General features: G+C 44.9%; 9 protein-coding genes. 3 read left to right on the top strand and 6 right to left on the bottom strand.

What is annotated here, in order from left to right:
* Positions 1–170 precede the first annotated feature (170 nt).
* Complete coding sequence (locus QUA27_RS10285) at positions 171–1310, bottom strand: glycosyltransferase family 4 protein (protein WP_333067791.1); 1140 nt, start codon at positions 1308–1310, stop codon at positions 171–173.
* Positions 1311–2374: 1064 nt separating this feature from the next.
* Between QUA27_RS10285 and QUA27_RS10280 the strand changes: the two genes are divergently transcribed.
* Entirely contained in the window at positions 2375–2803 is a 429-nt protein-coding gene (locus QUA27_RS10280) for a hypothetical protein (protein WP_333067790.1), read from the top strand.
* Positions 2804–2874: 71 nt separating this feature from the next.
* Here the strand turns inward: QUA27_RS10280 and QUA27_RS10275 are convergent, their stop codons facing one another.
* Positions 2875–3600 carry a CPBP family intramembrane glutamic endopeptidase gene (locus tag QUA27_RS10275; protein WP_333067789.1) on the bottom strand — a complete coding sequence of 242 codons (726 nt, stop codon included), beginning with the start codon at positions 3598–3600 and terminating at the stop codon, positions 2875–2877.
* 329 nt (positions 3601–3929) lie between these two features.
* On the opposite strand from QUA27_RS10275, the gene QUA27_RS10270 reads away from it, so the two are divergent.
* Positions 3930–5519 (top strand): Hsp70 family protein, encoded by a 1590-nt coding sequence (locus QUA27_RS10270; RefSeq protein WP_333067788.1) that lies wholly within the window; start codon positions 3930–3932, stop codon positions 5517–5519.
* A gap of 172 nt (positions 5520–5691) precedes the next feature.
* On the opposite strand, the gene QUA27_RS10265 is transcribed toward QUA27_RS10270, so the two are convergent.
* The 4 genes from QUA27_RS10265 to ftsH3 form a co-directional block, all read right to left on the bottom strand.
* Positions 5692–6213 (bottom strand): L,D-transpeptidase, encoded by a 522-nt coding sequence (locus tag QUA27_RS10265; protein ID WP_333067787.1) that lies wholly within the window; start codon positions 6211–6213, stop codon positions 5692–5694.
* A 101-nt stretch (positions 6214–6314) separates the two neighbouring features.
* Positions 6315–6953 carry a bifunctional 4-hydroxy-2-oxoglutarate aldolase/2-dehydro-3-deoxy-phosphogluconate aldolase gene (locus QUA27_RS10260; protein WP_333067786.1) on the bottom strand — a complete coding sequence of 213 codons (639 nt, stop codon included), beginning with the start codon at positions 6951–6953 and terminating at the stop codon, positions 6315–6317.
* A gap of 240 nt (positions 6954–7193) precedes the next feature.
* Positions 7194–7556 (bottom strand): YybH family protein, encoded by a 363-nt coding sequence (locus QUA27_RS10255; protein WP_333067784.1) that lies wholly within the window; start codon positions 7554–7556, stop codon positions 7194–7196.
* A gap of 147 nt (positions 7557–7703) precedes the next feature.
* Positions 7704–9542 (bottom strand): ATP-dependent zinc metalloprotease FtsH3, encoded by a 1839-nt coding sequence (gene ftsH3 / locus QUA27_RS10250; protein ID WP_006633639.1) that lies wholly within the window; start codon positions 9540–9542, stop codon positions 7704–7706.
* A 557-nt stretch (positions 9543–10099) separates the two neighbouring features.
* Here ftsH3 and QUA27_RS10245 point away from each other — a divergent pair.
* Positions 10100–18328: an FkbM family methyltransferase gene (locus tag QUA27_RS10245; protein ID WP_333067782.1), complete on the top strand. Its 8229-nt coding sequence runs from the start codon at positions 10100–10102 to the stop codon at positions 18326–18328.
* Positions 18329–18355 lie beyond the last annotated feature (27 nt).

Genomic DNA, 18355 nt, shown 5'->3' with positions numbered 1-18355 from the left:
TATTCCTTCCTCGCTGCGCTCAGAATTCGTGTCGAGACTGCTGCGTAGAAAACAGGACACGGGCAATTTATTTTACTTGTGGCAGAAGCACTCCACCAAAGGATATTGAGTTTCTGCCCAGAAATCCGGCGCCGAAAACGCGGGTAGCGCCGAATTTCAAATTGCAGCAGTTAGCCAACCGGAATTTTTCCATAGGGAGAAAACGAAACTATCTTAACGTCGCGCTGTTTAGATTTGTCTATAGCAACTTTCAAGCCCGCTTCAAAATGATCCGTGGCATCTTCCCACGTATAATTGTTCACCTTGGCATAGGCGGCTTCAGACATGGCTTGCCACTTGGAATTTCGCAACTGACAGATAGACTCTATGGCTTTTGCCATTTCTTGGGGATCTTCAGGTCTTACAAGTATGCCAGTACCCCCGCTCAAAATTTCAGGAGCAGCGCCTGCTGGGGTACTGATGACGGGAGTGCGGCACGCCATTGCTTCGATAATAGGCAAGCCGAAGCCTTCTGAGCGGCTCGCCAGCAGCCATGCATCGCATTTACTGTAATAGTCTTTGATTTTGTCTTGGTCGGGTTGAATTACATACTCGGCATTTGCCGGTAGTGGCAATTCCGGGGATGGGGCCTCTGTACCGAAGGCAACCAGACGCAGGTTGGGGATCTTTTCGGCGGCTAGGGAAAAAGCTTTGAGGGCGATGTCAGTTCCTTTCCAGTAGACTGTAGAGTACATTAGACCAACTGTAGGAACCGATTGTTTGTTGCGAGGACAGGCGTAAAATTGCTTCGTGTCCACGGTAGGAGGAGCTAAGGAAACTTGACGATCGCCATATTTAGTCCTAGCTAGCTCAACTAACCACTCAGAAATCGTAATTTTGTGCATGGGCAGCATCCAAGTTGCTTCTACTCTTCCTTGAGGTAGATAGTCAAAAATTTCGTGGTGCTGGATAAAATAAGCTTTTGCTCCTTTGCTAGGAGATAGTTTAGCTACCCACTCGGCGGTTTCCCACCAGGTTGCAACTACTACGTCAGCGTCAGGTACATCTTTGTCTTCTACCGGGCGGTAGCGATCGGTAATTTTGTGTTCTACACCTAAGTTATCGAAAAATGAGGGTTCGTTTTCAGGTGGGGAAATCCAACCCCCTCCCCGCAGCAGCGACTTGACTTGCTGGCGCATACTCGGCTGGGGAGGGGCTACAGAGATGACGAACACGGAGTGTCCTCGCTTTCTCAAAAGTTCTGCGAAAATAGATATTACTCGTATTCCACCAGTTAGAGACAGAGTAGGAAGAACAAAGGTGATTTTCATTTTTAAGTCCCGCTTAAGACTTGGAATCGCATTCGGCACTGCTACCAGCACTGATGTTAGAGCCCAAAAGGAAAGAGGGGCGGGTGAATATTAATTACCGCTTTCCTGGTGTTTACATAGAATCCAACCGACCGACTGTTCGCAACACCCCAATATCTATCTGCCAAAACTTCACTGTCGTTGCATTGATAATAAAGATTGATGCGATCGCGAAACAGTTCCTAGAGGGATAATTTGCAGGGAAGCGCAATTTCATCCTGAAGATAGATACCTCATGAAATAGTAGCTTTTCTCGCGACAAACACCAAGCTAGACAACACCGTATGTTAAAGATTACATCATTTAGTCTCAAACAGACAAGGATGTACGGTAAACCGAATGTCACCCAAATTTTAAGGTGGAATAAAGGTAACATTTGGAACAATATTCAGTAGATTGACATCGCCTTTGGCAAAATTTTATACTGAATTAAAGAGGGAGATTCTTACCGTGAGAATGTTGAGTCCTCCATCGCTGGAATAGATATAAACATCCATCGGTAGGTGGGATTTTTTGGTAACAGTCCTCTAGGTATTGCTTGACACAATATCCTATTTGGTCAGGATTCAGACATGGTAGTTTTCTCAGATACCAGCAGGGGCGCGATCGCGCGAATCACCGTCGTGGACGTGCGAATGAGGAAATAAAGCCTGTTTTTCAAGCGATATCTCTCGCCCTCACTTGTCGTATGTTCGTGTAAAAACCCGGTTGATGCGTCCGCTGTTTGAAAAAATAGGTTTCCCAATCCTGCTACAGAACATAGAGTTTCACCGATATAAATTTAATTAGCTGCCTGAGTTTTAAATTTGTTAATAAAAGGCGATCGCCGGAAAAATTTACCAAAAGAGACTGCCACTGCGGGGCAGAGTATATGTAGCGTTACTGACCAATTCCTGTCTAAGTAATTACCGTAACAATAATTCAGCAGCAAATTATCAAATGACCCTATAAAGATCAAAGGAATACTCAAGGTGGATCTGCCTATATCGTACAAACCTTGACTCCTAAGCAGTAGCAGCAACTTCGTGGTATGTATCAAACGATTTCGCGTACAAAAAATTTCATGTTATGAAAGCATCATTTTTCCTAAGTTTGCAATTCCGGATGACAATCGGTGTACTCTTGGGGGCTCGGCCACCGATGCTGATAGCGATATGTTGGCCAGTTTTCATGCAGCTAAAATTATGCGATCGCCAGCAAAACAAAACTTTGAATTTAAACCAGATACCTTAATGGAAAGCATCTGCCGGTGGGAAGATATAAACGTTCGATTATTGCACACCATCAGTCAAGAACCCAGTACAATCAGCATGAATGCCAGCAAACAGTTGTCGCTGCTAGTTGGCATGAAGCGCAGCTACAGCCACAAATACCTTGCAAAAGCTTACAATTTATCAGGGTGTACGATGCCTGCGGCAGTGGCACGCCATCCGGATGATGGGGGGAGAGATTAATCTAGAGAGTGAGTTGGGCCCAACGTCAAATTTTACTGTACAATTGCCAGGAATAGTCGCTGAAAAAGCAGCTAGTTAAAGAGGATTTTCCAACCAATACTTGCCAGGGCAAAATCTGCGATCGCGTGGCTGATATAACTAGGCCAAAGCGAACGGTAAGTCAGATAAGACTGAGACCAAATTATCCCGGCGGTGAAGACAGCTAAGGAACCTAAGAGAACAGCCTGCCAGTCGCTGTAAGCTGCTATTACAAAAATGTGGTGGATCGTGAAAAATAGCGAACTCAGAAATATTGCTTTTGTTCCCGGTATGAGAATTTGGCATTTGTTGCAGACAAACCACCGCCAAGTAAATTCTTCAATCAGCGAGTTAACCAGCACAAAATATGCTTCTACAATCAAGTAAATATTACGGCTGGTAATACCTAATTGGTACGATTTTTCTTTAGCAACTACAGGATCGATCCACTGCTGCCCAAAAAGGCTATAGATACCCACAATCACCGCAAACATGAATATTCCCCAAATAGATCCAGCCAGCAATTCTTGGCGCTTGGGTAGGGAGAAACTCAGCTTTTTGCGATCGACAAAAACAGACCACGCGATCGGAAAAACCAGCAACCAAACTTGACACAAGACTGACAGTGTTTGTCCCCAGCTTCCAGGGGCAATATACAAGCCTGCTATGATACCAATACTAGCAGCAGGGACAAGTAGTGTTAGAGCCAATAGTGCTTTTTTGCGATCGCCCATATCCAGCATTTTGCACGCTTCATTGGAAAATTGGATTAAGATCAAAGGTAAAATCTTGGTCACTGCAGACAGGCGCTACCACTTTCAAAAAACCAGGTAACTGTAGGGCGGTGATCCAAACCTTTATGCAGTTATTCATTCTCCATTTTTCAATCTAAAATTTAAAATGGTATGAGTTTTGTGTCGCTTATAAAAGTGGTGCTTATTTGTGGCATCGAAAAATATGCAGTTGCATAAAATTGAAGACTCCGCCGTTAAAGGAGTTTTTGTGGCAAACAAGTCTTTATTCAAGCACAATTTGATAATCTGTTGGCATTGGTGACTCGAAATACCATAATATGATTAAATCCCTAGTAGCTGTGTATTTTGGCTGAATGACGATCGCAATTGATTTTGGAACTAGCAACACCGTCGTCGCTCGCTGGAATCAAGTCCTCCAGCAGCCCGAAACTTTGAAATTACCGGGATTGTCGGCAATCTCGGCTCAAAATCCGCCCCTCATTCCTAGTTTACTCTACGTTGAGGACGCTGCTCAAAGTAAAGTCTTACTCGGTCAGCAAGTCCGCGATCAAGGCCGGGATTTGAGTGGAGATTCTCGGTTTTTTCGCAATTTTAAGCGGGGAATTGGCACTTCAGTTCAGGGTTTTGTGCCGGAACTTGACGGGCAAATTATTACTTTTGAACAAGTAGGTGAGTGGTATTTGAGTCAAATTGTTAATTCAATTCGCCAACTGCCCTTGCCGATCGATTCTTTGATTTTTACTGTGCCGGTAGATAGTTTTGAAGCTTACCGCCATTGGTTGGGCAAAGTGTCACAATCTCTGCAAGTAGAACAGGTGCGGATGTTGGACGAACCTACGGCGGCTGCTTTGGGTTACGGTTTGGCCGATCGCGAAAATCTGTTAGTCATTGATTTCGGTGGCGGAACTCTAGACCTTTCTTTAGTGCGTTTGGACGCTTCCGCCGACAAAAAGCCCCTCGGTTTTATTCTTAAGTGGGGCGAAAAGTTATTAGCTGAATCTTCAGCGCAAAAAACAAAAGTTGCGCGGGTTTTGGCTAAAGCCGGACAAAATTTAGGCGGTTCTGATATTGATAATTGGCTGGTTGACTATTTTTTCAAAACAAAAGGGCTGGCAAAATCTCCGATTACAACAAGATTGGCAGAACGGTTAAAAATTCAGTTGTCTTTAGTAAATCAGGCGGTTGAGGTTTATTTTGATGACGAAAATTTTGAGAGTTACGAATTAGAATTAGACCGAACTCGTTTTGAATCTATCCTTGCGGAACATCAATTTTTTGACAAACTCGACGAGTGCATGAATCAAGTATTGCAGCAAGCGCGGCGTCAAGGCTTAGAAATTGGGGATATCGACGCAGTTTTGCTAGTTGGCGGTACTGTACAAATTCCCGCTGTCGGGCGTTGGGTGCAGCAATATTTCGATCCTGCAAAAATTCGCTGCGACAAACCCTTTGAGGCGATCGCCCAAGGTGCTCTGCAACTGAGTCAAGGGCTAGAAATCAAAGATTTTCTCTATCACAGTTACGGCATTCGCTACTGGAACCGCCGCGACAATTGCCACAGTTGGCACAGTTTAATTAAATCCGGCCAGTCCTATCCGATGAGCGAACCGGTAGAATTAGTCTTGGGAGCTTCTTTAGAAAATCAGCCGAGTATAGAATTAATTATCGGCGAATTGGGAGCGGAAAATGGCGGCACGGAGATATATTTTGACGGCGACAGGCTAATTACTCGGCAACTCGCTGGTCAAACATCGGTACAGCCCTTAAATGATAAAGAAGGAGCACGCAGCATCGCGCAATTGACGCCGCCTGGGTATCCGGGGAGCGATCGTATCAAAATCTTCTTCCGCGTTGACGAACAGCGCTTTTTGCGAATTACCGTGGAAGATTTGCTGACAAATGCAAATTTGTTAGAGGATAAACCCGTGGTGCAGCTAAGTTAGGAATTAAGCACGCCTAAAAAAAACCAGGACTTATGCACTCCGACCAAGAAACCGGGTTTTTGACCGAATCTACGGCTATAACGCAGTATTTCGCAAAAAAACCCGGTTTCTGACCACCGGTGCATAAGTTCTAATAATGTTTGACTATCTCCGATGCCCGCTCCCCCATGCCCTAAACCTGAGATTTGTGCACCACCACCGGTGTTCCCACCGAGGCCCATTCAAATAGCCATTTAGCGTGATTGACAGCTACATTTGTGCAGCCGTGAGTAACGGGATTGCCAAACAAATTGTGCCAGTAAGCGCCGTGAATTGCCATGCCTCCGTCATAATACATTGTATAGGGAACGTCGGGCACGTCGTAGTCCGGCCCAGTCATTCTAGCAACGCGGTATTTGGTTTCAACGGCAAAGGTTCCCGTGCGGGTGGGAGTCGATGATTTGCCGCTGGAAATAACCACCGCGTAAACAGGTATATTTCCTTCCCAAGCTATTAACCTTTGTCTTGACAAATCTATTTCAATCCAGCGTTCGCTGGATTGCTGCAACTGCATAATTTTATTGGCAATTATGTTGTGCTGTTCGCCGGCAATTACAGGAATTGAACCGCCGCAGAATACAGCAAAACTGAGGGCGAAGCCGGCACAGAAAGTTCCAGCGCGACGGAAGTAAGTTGAGTTAATAATCCTGTTCATTTCTCACACCTCGTACTATTTTAGATTTTAGGTTTTAGATTTTAGATTGGCTTGTCCTATTTTAGATTTTAGATTTGAAATGTTGGATTGGGAAACTGGACTTAACAAGTTGTTAAGTTTTGGGCGAGAGTTCTGGCAATTTGGGCGATCGCCCGCCAATCTCGATTTTCCACTAAGTGTTTAGGAAATAAGTCTCCGGCCAAACCAACGGCGATCGCCCCAGCGTCAATAAATACTTTGGCATTTTCCAGCGTCACCCCGCCAGTGGGAATTAAAGGAATGTCTCCCAGGGGGCCTTGCAAGCTTTTCAGGTAAGCCGCGCCTCCCAAAGCCGATATCGGAAACACTTTAACGCAGGTAGCGCCCGCTTGCCACGCGGTGACAATTTCCGTGGGAGAAAAAGCACCAGGGACGATCGGCACTCCGGCATCAACTGCTGTTTTAATCATAGCTACATCGGTGTGCGGAGTAAACAGAAACTGAGCCCCGCAGTCTATTGCTTGCTGCAACTGTTCTAAGTTTAATAAAGTGCCGGTGCCAATACTAAAAGTAGGGAATTCCGAGCGGAGTTCGGCAATTAATTCAGCGGCTTTATGGGTGTTCCAAGTAATTTCAATAAACTGGATTCCGCCTGCTGCTACCGCTGATGCCATCTGCCAAGCAAGTTCCTTTTCTGAGGAACGGATGACTGCGATAGCCCGATGTTTTTTTAGTAGTGTCAACCAAGATTGATGATTCATGCTAACTGATTTTGCCCCCAGATTATTCAATACAGTTCATATCGGAAGACCGAGCGGTTTCAACCGCGTCTATACAAACAAAACCCACCTCCGTGGGTTTCCGAGGGGGCGGTTAAAATTGCGTTATTTTCTTTACACCACAGGCGAGTGGACTGCGTTTTACTCGCTAGCGAGAGTAAGTAAAGCCTCAGCATCGCTCGGTTTTGCCATCCATATTACCGCCATTTGCATAACCTCGCTCTACCCGTTGTAATGAGCAACAACTTTAGTCACTTTTCCGGTTGAACTGACTTCCATAAACTCACCTGCCTTCGTGCCTTTTTGGTTGATGTAGTAAAGGACAACACTGGAAACTCCCCACATCACATCAAGCAACTCAAACTTGAGGTCAGGATAAACTTCCAGCCCCTTTTTGAAGTAGTTTCGTAGCGCTTCTTTGCCTCTCACTGTCCCAGATGGTTCGTTTAGCAGTTGCGCTGCGACAGGCGATATCAGAATTACATCTTCTCCGTAATGGGACATGATTCGATCGAGGTTATGAGTATTCCAAGCTTCTACCCAATCAAGTGCAAGTTCACGCGCTCTATCTTCAGTTACGATCATGGTTTGCTACTCCAATGCTTTTTTTGGCTGCTTCCTGTGTGTCCACAAAAAAATCGGGGCGATTCCAGACAATCCCAGAATCACCCCAATTATCGATTTCAAATTTTAGATTAAATCTAAAATCCCAAATCTAAATTGTAAAATCGATTAGGCGATCGTCGCCATTTTCACATCGCTATTAGCTAACAAATTTTGCAATTCATCAGCATCGACAGTTTCCTTTTCAACTAGCATATCTGCCAAAGCATTAAGGACGTGGCGGTTGCCGACGAGTACATCTTTAGCGCGGCGGTAAGCTTGCTCTACCAACAAACGCACTTCATCGTCGATCGTGGCGGCGGTTTCTTCGGAGAAATCGCGTTCAGCCATGATATCGCGACCCATGAACATATTGCCTTGTTGGCGACCGAGAGCTACAGGGCCTAGCCGATCGCTCATTCCGAAGCGAGTCACCATTTGGCGCGCTACTCTTGCCACTTGCTGCAAGTCGTTCGACGCACCGGTTGTTACTTCTTCTTCGCCGAAGACAATTTCTTCAGCAATGCGGCCGCCCAAAGCTACCGCCATTTGATTTTGTAAGTAAGACCGAGAATACAAGCCAGAATCCATCCGATCTTCGCTGGGTGTGAACCAAGTCAAACCGCCAGCGCGGCCGCGGGGGATAATGCTAATTTTCTGCACGGGGTCATAATCCGGCATCAGTGCGCCGACTAAAGCGTGACCGGCTTCGTGGTAAGCTACCAAAGTTTTGCGCTTTTCGCTCATCACGCGGTCTTTCTTTTCCGGGCCTGCGAGCACGCGGTCGATCGCGTCGTTGACTTCATCCATCGAGACTTCGGTCAAGTTGCGGCGGGCGGCTAAAATTGCTGCTTCGTTCAGTAGGTTGGACAAATCCGCACCTGTGAAACCGGGTGTCCGGCGGGCGATTTTTTCCAAGTCCACGTCTTTCGACAAAGTTTTGCCGCGGGCGTGAACGTTGAGAATTTCTAGGCGGCCTCCGAAGTCGGGGCGATCGACTACAACTTGGCGATCGAAGCGACCCGGACGCAGCAGCGCGGCATCGAGCACGTCGGGGCGGTTCGTGGCAGCAATCAGAATGATGCCAGTATTGCCCTCAAAGCCGTCCATTTCTGTCAGCAACTGGTTGAGGGTTTGTTCCCGTTCGTCGTTACCACCGCCCAAACCAGCTCCCCGCTGGCGGCCTACCGCGTCAATTTCATCGATAAATACGATACAAGGAGCGTTAGATTTAGCTTGTTCAAACAAGTCGCGGACGCGGGAAGCACCGACACCCACGAACATTTCGACAAATTCTGAACCGGAAATCGAGAAGAAGGGAACGCCTGCTTCTCCAGCCACTGCTTTTGCCAGCAGGGTTTTGCCTGTTCCGGGAGGGCCGACCAGCAGCACGCCTTTGGGGATTTTTGCTCCGACTGCGGTGAAGCGGTCTGCATTTTTCAGGAAGTCCACGACTTCTGCGAGCTCTAGCTTGGCTTGTTCGATGCCGGCCACGTCGCCAAAAGTCACCTGAGTTTGCGGCTCCATTTGGACTCTAGCTTTGGATTTGCCGAAGTTCATGGCTTGGTTGCCGGGCCCGTTTTGGGCGCGCCGCACCAGGAAAAACAGTCCGACCAAAAGCAGAATCGGGAAGAACAGGCTGCTGAGGGCTTTTACCCAGAAGCCTTCGTCGCTTTGGGGCAGAACTGAAATATCTACGTTATTTTTGGTCAGGATGTTGATCAGTTCGGGGTCGTTCGGCAGGTTAACGAGTACCTTGTTGCCGTCCTGGGCTGTGACCAGGGCTTTGCTGCGATCGGAACTGATATTTATTTTGTCTACTCTCTTGCCTTCGACTTCCTGAATGAATTGACTGTACTTCCAAACTTCGCGGCTTGGGGGCTGTTTGTCAAAAAAAGCCGTTGCTAAGGCAATGACTACAATAGCCAGCAGTGCGTACAGGCCAGCGTTTCTCCACCGTTTATTCACCGAGGTCGATCCTCCTAATTTTTAGTCCCTGTGATTTGGGAATTTTTATTTATGTTCATCAATCTTAACGTAATTGTAACTTGTTTTTGTGTGGTGAGGAATCCCGGCCATGCTGCGGCGGTCTCAGGTCGCGGGAACGGAACTGCCCTGCGCGGCGTCAGGAGATTCGGGTGTTGTCCTAATTTTTGTGTTTCCTCATACACTATAAGACACAATTTGTCAATATTTTAAAAAGTGGTGGCGATCGCGTTAATCCCTTTTTCGGTTAAATAGCCATGCAGAAACCGGGTTTGTTGACGGAAATACTGCACTTGAGTCTTTAATTGGAGTGAAAAATCCGGTTTCTTTGGTAGTGATGCGTAAGTTCTCTTAAACTCTTAAGTAAGTAAAGTAGGACTGACCCAGAAACCAAGTGCGTTTACCAAAAATCGTCATTTACCTCAATAGTCTGAGCTCAAAAGCCAGCTTTCTTTCGTAACTAAATTTAACTTCAAGGTTTTTTTTAGAAAACGCATTCCTAGATTAATAGCACAATGAATTAAGGAGAAAATTTTATCATGACTTCAGAAATTAATCAAATCATTCCCGCAGAGATTAAGTACGATCAATTTTATCAGGCTATTAAACAAATAGCGAAAGAAGAAGATATCCAAACCATTTTAGAAATAGGGTCATCTTCCGGCGAGGGAAGTACAGAAGCATTTGTCACAGGAATTAGAGAAAATCCCCATCATCCTCAACTTTTTTGCATGGAAATTTCCCAGGCAAGATTTACCGCATTACAAAACAGATATGCTAAGGACGGCTTTGTAAAATGTTATAATGTTTCATCAGTAGGAATTAATAAATTTGCTCAACAAAAAGAAGTTATTGATTTTTATAATTCTTACCAAACTGCACTGAACCAATACCCCCTAGAACAAGTTTTAGAGTGGCTCAGACAAGACCTAAAATATCTCCAAGATTCTGGAGTATCTCAGGCAGGAATTAAGCAAATAAAATCAGAAAATAACATCATTTTTTTTGATGTTGTCTTAATAGATGGTTCGGAATTTACCGGGGAAGCTGAATTAGATGAAGTCTATGGGGCTAAATTTATATTGCTAGATGATATTAATACCTTTAAAAACCATAAAAATTACCATAGACTTCTAAAAGATCCTAATTATAAACTCTTATTGCATAATCTTCATCTGCGAAATGGTTATGCCATTTTCCAGCAAGAAAAATTTGCGTTTAATGAAGAACAAATCGAACAACGGCTTGTACAAAGATTAGTTCGTCAAGGGATGACTGTTTTCGATATTGGAGCAAATATTGGTAACTATTCTCTTTTGTTTAGTAATTTAGTCGGAGGGGAAGGAAAAGTATATTCATTTGAGCCGACTTCAACTACTTTTAATACACTTAAACGACGAACAGAAAATAATCAAAATGTTTTCGTGTTTCAGAATGCAGTATTTTCCGAGAACAAACTGATTGAATTTAATGAATTTCCTGATGAGTTTTCGGTTTGGAACAGCATCGGCAGACCGCAGATGGAAAATCCCGAAAATCCCCAGGAATATGTACCTATTGTAAAAAGCGAAACCGTTAGCGCGATTACAGTTGATTCATTTTGTCAAAAACATAATATTGAGAAAATTGATTACTTAAAAATCGATGTAGAAGGAGCTGAAAGTGATGTTCTTAATGGTTGCCTGAATCTTTTAGCAAGAAAAGCAATTGAGTTTATTCAGTTTGAAATATCTCAAAAAATGTTAGAGGGAATGCAGCACACCGCCAAAGAAACTTTTGATTTACTCATGGCTAATGGTTATGAGTGTCATTGTATAGAAAAAACTGGTGCGATTGGTGCAGCAGTTGTCAACTCTAATGCTTTCTATGAAAATTATATTGCGTTTCCATCACTTCCCCTTCATTTCTTTACCATCGTTCTCAATGGTGAACCATTCATCCGTTATCATATTGATGTTTTGAAAAAATTACCCTTTCGATGGCACTGGCATATTGTCGAGGGGGTGGCAGATTTAAAACATGATACGGCTTGGAGTGTCACTCTGGGCGGTAACATTTCTGATGATGTTCATCGCGACGGACGCAGCCTGGATGGGACTACCGAATATTTAGATGAACTGGCTCGTCTTTATCCCCAAAATATTAGCATTTATCGTAAGCCAGAAGGCGAATTTTGGGAAGGGAAACGAGAAATGATAAATTCTCCTCTTTCCCGGATTTCTGAAGAGTGTTTATTGTGGCAAATTGATGTAGATGAACTCTGGACTTTTGAGCAGATTTGCCAAACTCGACAGATGTTTATTGAACATCCTGAAAAAACAGCGGCTTTTTATTGGTGTTGGTATTTTGTTGGGGAAAAGTTAGTTATTAGCACTCGGAATTGTTATGCAAATAATCCTCAATATGAATGGCTACGCACTTGGCGTTTTAAACCAGGTATGGTATGGGCAACCCATGAACCGCCCAGATTAGCGGAACCATTAGCTAGCGGTAAATGGCGTGATGTCGCGTTTGTTAATCCTTTTCGACATCAAGAAACCGAAAAAGAGGGGTTAGTTTTCCAACATTTTGCCTATGTTACCCCGAATCAATTGCGCTTTAAAGAGCAATATTATGGTTATAAAAATGCGACTTCCCAATGGTTAAATCTGCAACAACAGACTCAATTTCCTGTGTTATTGCGTCAATACTTTGATTGGGTTAACGATGAGAGTCAAGTCAATAGCGCGATCGCCTGTGGAGTCGAACCCCTTGCACAACCAGATATTAGTACAAAAACTTGGCACTTTAAAACTGTGTCTGCTTTACCTGCACTTGCTGTTAACCCTAGTCAAAAATATCCGACAATTCTCATTGATGGTGTATTTTTTCAACATAATAATACAGGCATTGCTCGCGTTTGGAAATCCCTCTGGCAAGAATGGGCAAATACGAACTTTGCTCAAAATATTATCATTTTAGATCGAAACGGAACTGCCCCAAAAATTCCCGGTATCCGTTATCGACCTATTCCCCTTTACGATTATGGTAATACCGATCGCGATCGCGCGATGCTCCAACAAATCTGCGATGAAGAAAAAGCCGATTTATTTATTTCTACTTATTATACAACCCCTTTGTCAACGCGATCGGTATTCATGGCCTATGACATGATCCCAGAGTTGATGGGGCAAAATATTGGTCATTCCGAGTGGAGAGAAAAGCATTGCGGTATCCGCCACGCCTCGGCATACATCACCATTTCGGAAAATACAGCGCGAGATTTAATTAAGGTTTTTCCGCAGATTTCTTCAAATTCTATCGCTGTAGCCCACTGTGGGATTGATGCCAATTTTGCGCCAGCCGATAGAGAAGAAATTTCAGCCTTTAAGTCAAAATACAGCATTACCAAGCCCTATTTTCTTTTGGTAGGCGAAAGGGTAGGCTGGCATGGTTACAAGAACGGGACATTATTCTTCAAAGCCTTTTCTCAACTTGCCAACAAGTTTGACTTTGATATAGTCTGTGCAGGCGGCAAACCTGTATTAGAACCAGAGCTGAAATTGTACTGTTCTGGGAATACTGTCCACACGCTACAACTAAGCGACAGCGAACTGAGAACTGCTTACTCTGGTGCTTCAGTGTTAGTTTATCCGTCGAAATATGAAGGCTTTGGGTTGCCAGTCCTTGAGGCAATGGCTTGCGGTTGTCCAGTCATCACCTGTCCAAACGGTTCGATTCCAGAAGTAGCAGGACAAGCAGCGGTTTATGTGGACGGGGATGATGTTATTGGGCTTGTCAATGCTTTAGGGGAAATACAGAAGCCCGCTGTCCGCAACTCATTAATTGCGGCGGGGTTAGAGCAAGCTAAGAAGTTTTCCTGGTCGAAAATGGCTGCAATTGTTAGCTCAGTTTTGGTTCAAGTATCTGAGCGCGCACATTCGGAAAATGCTGCCGTTAAACAGCCAACTGATGCAGCATTGCAGGGGGAATTAGGGAATGGTGAGAACTCCCAGCCTGTCCCGTCGGCTTTTAAAGTATCTGCGATCGTTTCTACTTACAATTCCGAAAAATTTATCCGGGGCTGCTTGCAGGACTTGGTAGAGCAAACGCTGTACAAACAAGGCCAACTCGAAATCATAGTAATTGAAAGCGGTTCCCAAGAAAATGAACAGTCTGTTGTGCGGGAATTTCAAGCGAAATATCCGAATATTGTGTACGATCGCACTTCTGACCGCGAGACATTATATGCAGCCTGGAACCGAGGCATTAAGATGTCGCGCGGAGCTTACATAACTAATGCTAATACCGATGACAGACACCGCCCCGATGCCCTAGAACTCATGGCGAAATACTTGGATGAAAATGCCACAGTAAGTCTGGTTTATGCTGACCAATTAATCACCAGCACAGCTAACGATACTTTTGCAAAAACCCAAGCACAAAAAGCCTGGAATTGGCCAGCCTTTGACTACAGCGAACTAGAACGACGCTGCATTATTGGCCCTCAGCCGATGTGGAGAAAATTGCTGAACGAAAAATACGGCTATTTCCGAACTGAATTTACGGCGGCTGGCGATTACGAATTTTGGCTGCGGATTGGCAAAAGCGAAAATATTGTGCACCTGCCCCAAATTCTCGGCTTGTACTACGAAAATCAACAAGGTTTGCAACATTCATCGCCAATATCGTACCAAGAAACTCGGCAAATATGGGATGAATATGGGATCACTCGCCGAGGTGTAAAACCAGCCACTACATTACCTGTTTCACTCTCTCCATCACAGCTAAATGCCATGCCCTACCGCACCTCCGCAGAAACACTCGTCAGTGTAATCATTCCCTGCTACAATCACGCAACTTTACTCAGAGAAGCTGTTGAAAGTGTGGTCAGTCAAACTTATCCCAACTGGGAGTGCATAATTGTCAATGATGGCAGCACTGATGATACCAGCAACTTCGCCAATTATTTAATTAAACTGTATCCTCAAAAATCGCTTCGCCTCATAGATAAACCCAACACCGGGCCGGCTGATTCGAGAAATGTTGGCGTTCAGCAGTCGTCAGGAAAGTTTATTTTATTCCTAGATGCGGATGATAAACTTCATCCCAAATTTCTAGAGGAGTGCGTCGAAATTTTATTAGCAAAACCGAATGTTGGTTTTGTCTATACAGATGTGCAGCACTTCGGAGCAAACTGCGATTTAGTTGTTCACGGTGACTTTGATGCCAATCGGTTTTTGAGAGACAATCAAGCCCCCGCTACTTCCCTATTTAGAAGGGAGATTTACGAGCAAGTAGGCGGATTGAAAAAAGTGATGAAGCTGGGATGCGAAGATTGGGAATTTTGGGTGTCTGCCTATGAAAAAGGCTGGTTAGGCGATCGATTACCTAAGCCTTATCTCTATTACAGGCAGCACGGCGACGGCTCTAGCAGGACCCAAAAAATGGCAGGCGATCGCCCAAAATTAGACTTAATGAGAGCCACACTTATTCACCTCCACTCTCAACTTTACAAACCCGAAGAAGTGCGTTGGTCACAGCAGATTTTGCAGCAACACGGCAATTTAATAGCTAATGAGTTAGTTGAATTTAGCAAACCCGAACAATTTTTAACTGTGCTGTCCCAATATGTGGGAGAGTATCAAAAAGACCAAGCTAATGAAGTAAACCTCGCTAACATCCGCCAATCCCGCCAGCAACTTGCCAATTATTGGCTGAATCTGCCCGCAGAACAACTGGCAAATGCCTATGGCGGTGATGCAGGTAAGGCGCATCAGCTACTGCTCAAAAGTAACATCAAAGATGAAGCGCTGACAGATGCCGAAAAGAGTGTTATCGATCGACTAACATCGCATCTCTCCCAGGGAATTAAAAATCCCAAAGATATTAACTACCTACTAGCAGCCGCCCTCTATCGTCGTGCAGATCAGTTACTGCTGAAGTATGAAAGTGCAGCTATACCTAATTGGTTTGTCAACGACTATCTCAAATTTATGTTTGCTGCGCCTACTCTCTTTCAAGAAATAGGAGAGGCTGACAATTATTGCCGGTATGTGCAGGGATGGGTCAGTTATTTGCATAGCAATATCTTCAAGAACCCAAACTCACAAGTGTGGCAGGACATCGCTTGGTTTTTCACTCAAAGTGCTAACTTTATTCCTCTGTACTTCAATAGTAAAAATCTCAAGGATATCTACACAAAGCGGGCAGATATTATTGAGTATGCCGTGAAAAATCGTGGGGCTGCGATTGATTGCATTTTTCCGGCTCGACCTGCAAACAGGCAGAAAATTCGCCTCGGTGTCCTGACTAAACATTTTGGGGCGATGACGGAAACTTTCGCCACGTTACCCGCTTTTGAATATCTGAATCGAGAGCAATTTGAAATTATTTTATACGCTCTCAATCTCGACGGGAATAAACTAGAACAGTATTGTCAGAGTCGCGCTGACAGACTGGTTAAACTGTCTAATGACTTGCCAAGTCAAGTTCAGACAATCCGCGCTGATGACTTAGATATTCTGCTGATTGCTACCAATATTACTGCGGTTACTCATCCGATTAGTTTACTGGCGCTACATCGATTGGCGCGGGTACAAACTACCTGTTTTAATTCTCCCATTACCACAGGAATGCGACACATTGACTATTACATTGCTGGTAAGTTGATGGAACCTGCACCTGAAGGACAGGAGCATTATCGCGAGCAATTAGCAACTATTGACGGGCCTGGCTGCTGTTTTAGCTATACCCTCGAACCTTACACTCCTAACATTAATTTCACCCGAAATAGTATCGGCATTTCCGAGGAATCGGTGGTCTTTATTTCGAGTGCGAATTTGTATAAGCTAGTGCCGGAGTTAAGGGAAACATGGGCAAAGATTATGGCGGCTGTTCCTAATTCTGTGCTGTTTTTAATGCCCTTCGGCCCTAGCTGGACTAATCATTATCCTGGGGGGGCTTTTGTAAATAATATGAAAGCCGTTTTTGCTAAGTATGGCATTGAGAGTAATCGTTTGCGGGTGTTGAAGAGTTTTCCTAACCGTGCGGATGTTAAAGAAGTTTTGAAGTTGGGGGATGTTTATTTGGATTCCTATCCCTATGCGGGGACTACTTCTCTTGTAGATCCGTTAGAGGTGGGACTTCCAACTGTGGTTAGGGATGGCGATACTTTGCGATCGCGCATGGGAGCTGCAGTGGTACGATCGCTCTCTATGCCTGATTTAATTGCGTATGACGAAGCATCTTACATTCAGCTAGCCGTTAGTCTCGGCACTAACCCGCAATTGCGACAGCAAAAACGGCAGGAAATTCAGCAAAAAATGCAAGCTAATCCGGCTTGTTTTGACAGTGTGGCATACTCTGGGGCGATCGGCAAATTATTCCAAGAACTCTTTGCCAACTGGCAAACCAGCCACCTGGAAGCATCGCGCAGCTTAGAGGATAGCATTCCCAAGCAGCCAGATTTGGGCGAGATGCTCTCGAATGCCGTCAAGCTTTACCAAAGAAACTCATCAAACATCTCAGCAATATCCGAACTGCGTCCAATCCGCAAACAAATCGCTGATTTTTGGCTGAACGTTCCCGCCGAAAACCTCGAAACCGCCTACAGAAGCGCCTCAGGTAACAGCTATCAAATCCTGCTCAAGAGCGGTTTCCAACGTCAACCGATGATCGAAAGCGAACAAATATTTTTGCAGCAATTAACCCTGATTAGCAAAGGATTAGTGCATCCCAAAGCGGTCAACGCCTTGCTCGCCGCGATGCTGTATTTCCCGCCGGGAACCATGCGAATTCCCGACGCTCGCAACCGTTTGCCGCACTGGTTAATTGGGGATTACGAACAAGTTTTTGAGACTGAAGCTGCCGTAAATTCTGAGTCAACTTCTGACTTGCTAGCTCAATACATTCACTCCCCGCAATTTGCGAATCAACTGTTAGGATGCGTCAATCTTTACCGCATCGATCCGTCTGACGAATCGGTAGTTTTGGAACTCCGCCAAATCAGAAAACAAATGGCTGATTTTTGGCTGACTGTTCCTTCAGAGAAACTCGAAAGTTTTTACCGAGGAGAAGTTCGCAAGGGATATCAAGCAATACTTAGCTGCGGCTTGCAAGCAGAATCGATGACTGAAGCCGAACAGCAGTTTTTGCAGAAATTGACTGAAATGAGCAAAGGGTTGGTGCAGCCTCAAGCTATCAATGCTTTGCTTGGTGCGATGCTGTATTTTGTTCCGGGAAAAATGCGGGTTCCCGATGCTCGCACCCGCTTGCCACAGTGGTTACTTGAAGATTACGAAAAGGTGTTTGAAAGCGTATTCGCGACAACAGAACCAACACTTGCAAAACCCGATTATCTGCCACAGTTTCTCAATCAATTAACTGCTGCTGTCAATCTTTATGAAATCGACCCAACGGATGAATTAGTGATAGCAGATTTGCGGCATATTCGCAAGCAAATTGCTGATTTGTGGCTGAGCGTTTCCGGCGAACAAGTAGAACTTTTGTACCGGAGCGATTTTGGCAAGGGTTACAAAGCAATGTTGGGCAGCGGGTTTATTAACGAGCCGCTGAATGAGAGCGATCGCAAGTTTTTTAAATCGTTGGTTGCTGAGTTGAGTAAAGGGTTTGGAACGCCTAAAGCTGTGAATAATTTGTTGGCGGCGATGCTGTATTGTCGCGCTGGACAGTTGCGGGTTCAGGATGCGAATACTTGTTTGCCTCCGTGGTTGTTGGAGGATTACGAGCAGTTTGTTGGGGGTGCGGTTAAGGTGGCTGTGAAGTAAACAGATCGCGCTTGGCGCGCAGCGGCT

It is taken from the genome of Microcoleus harperi Pol14_C6 (assembly GCF_036701295.1).
In the GTDB taxonomy this organism is placed as follows: domain Bacteria; phylum Cyanobacteriota; class Cyanobacteriia; order Cyanobacteriales; family Microcoleaceae; genus Microcoleus.
The sequence above is the reverse complement of the archived record's forward strand: the minus strand, read 5'-3'. Positions and strand labels throughout refer to the sequence as shown.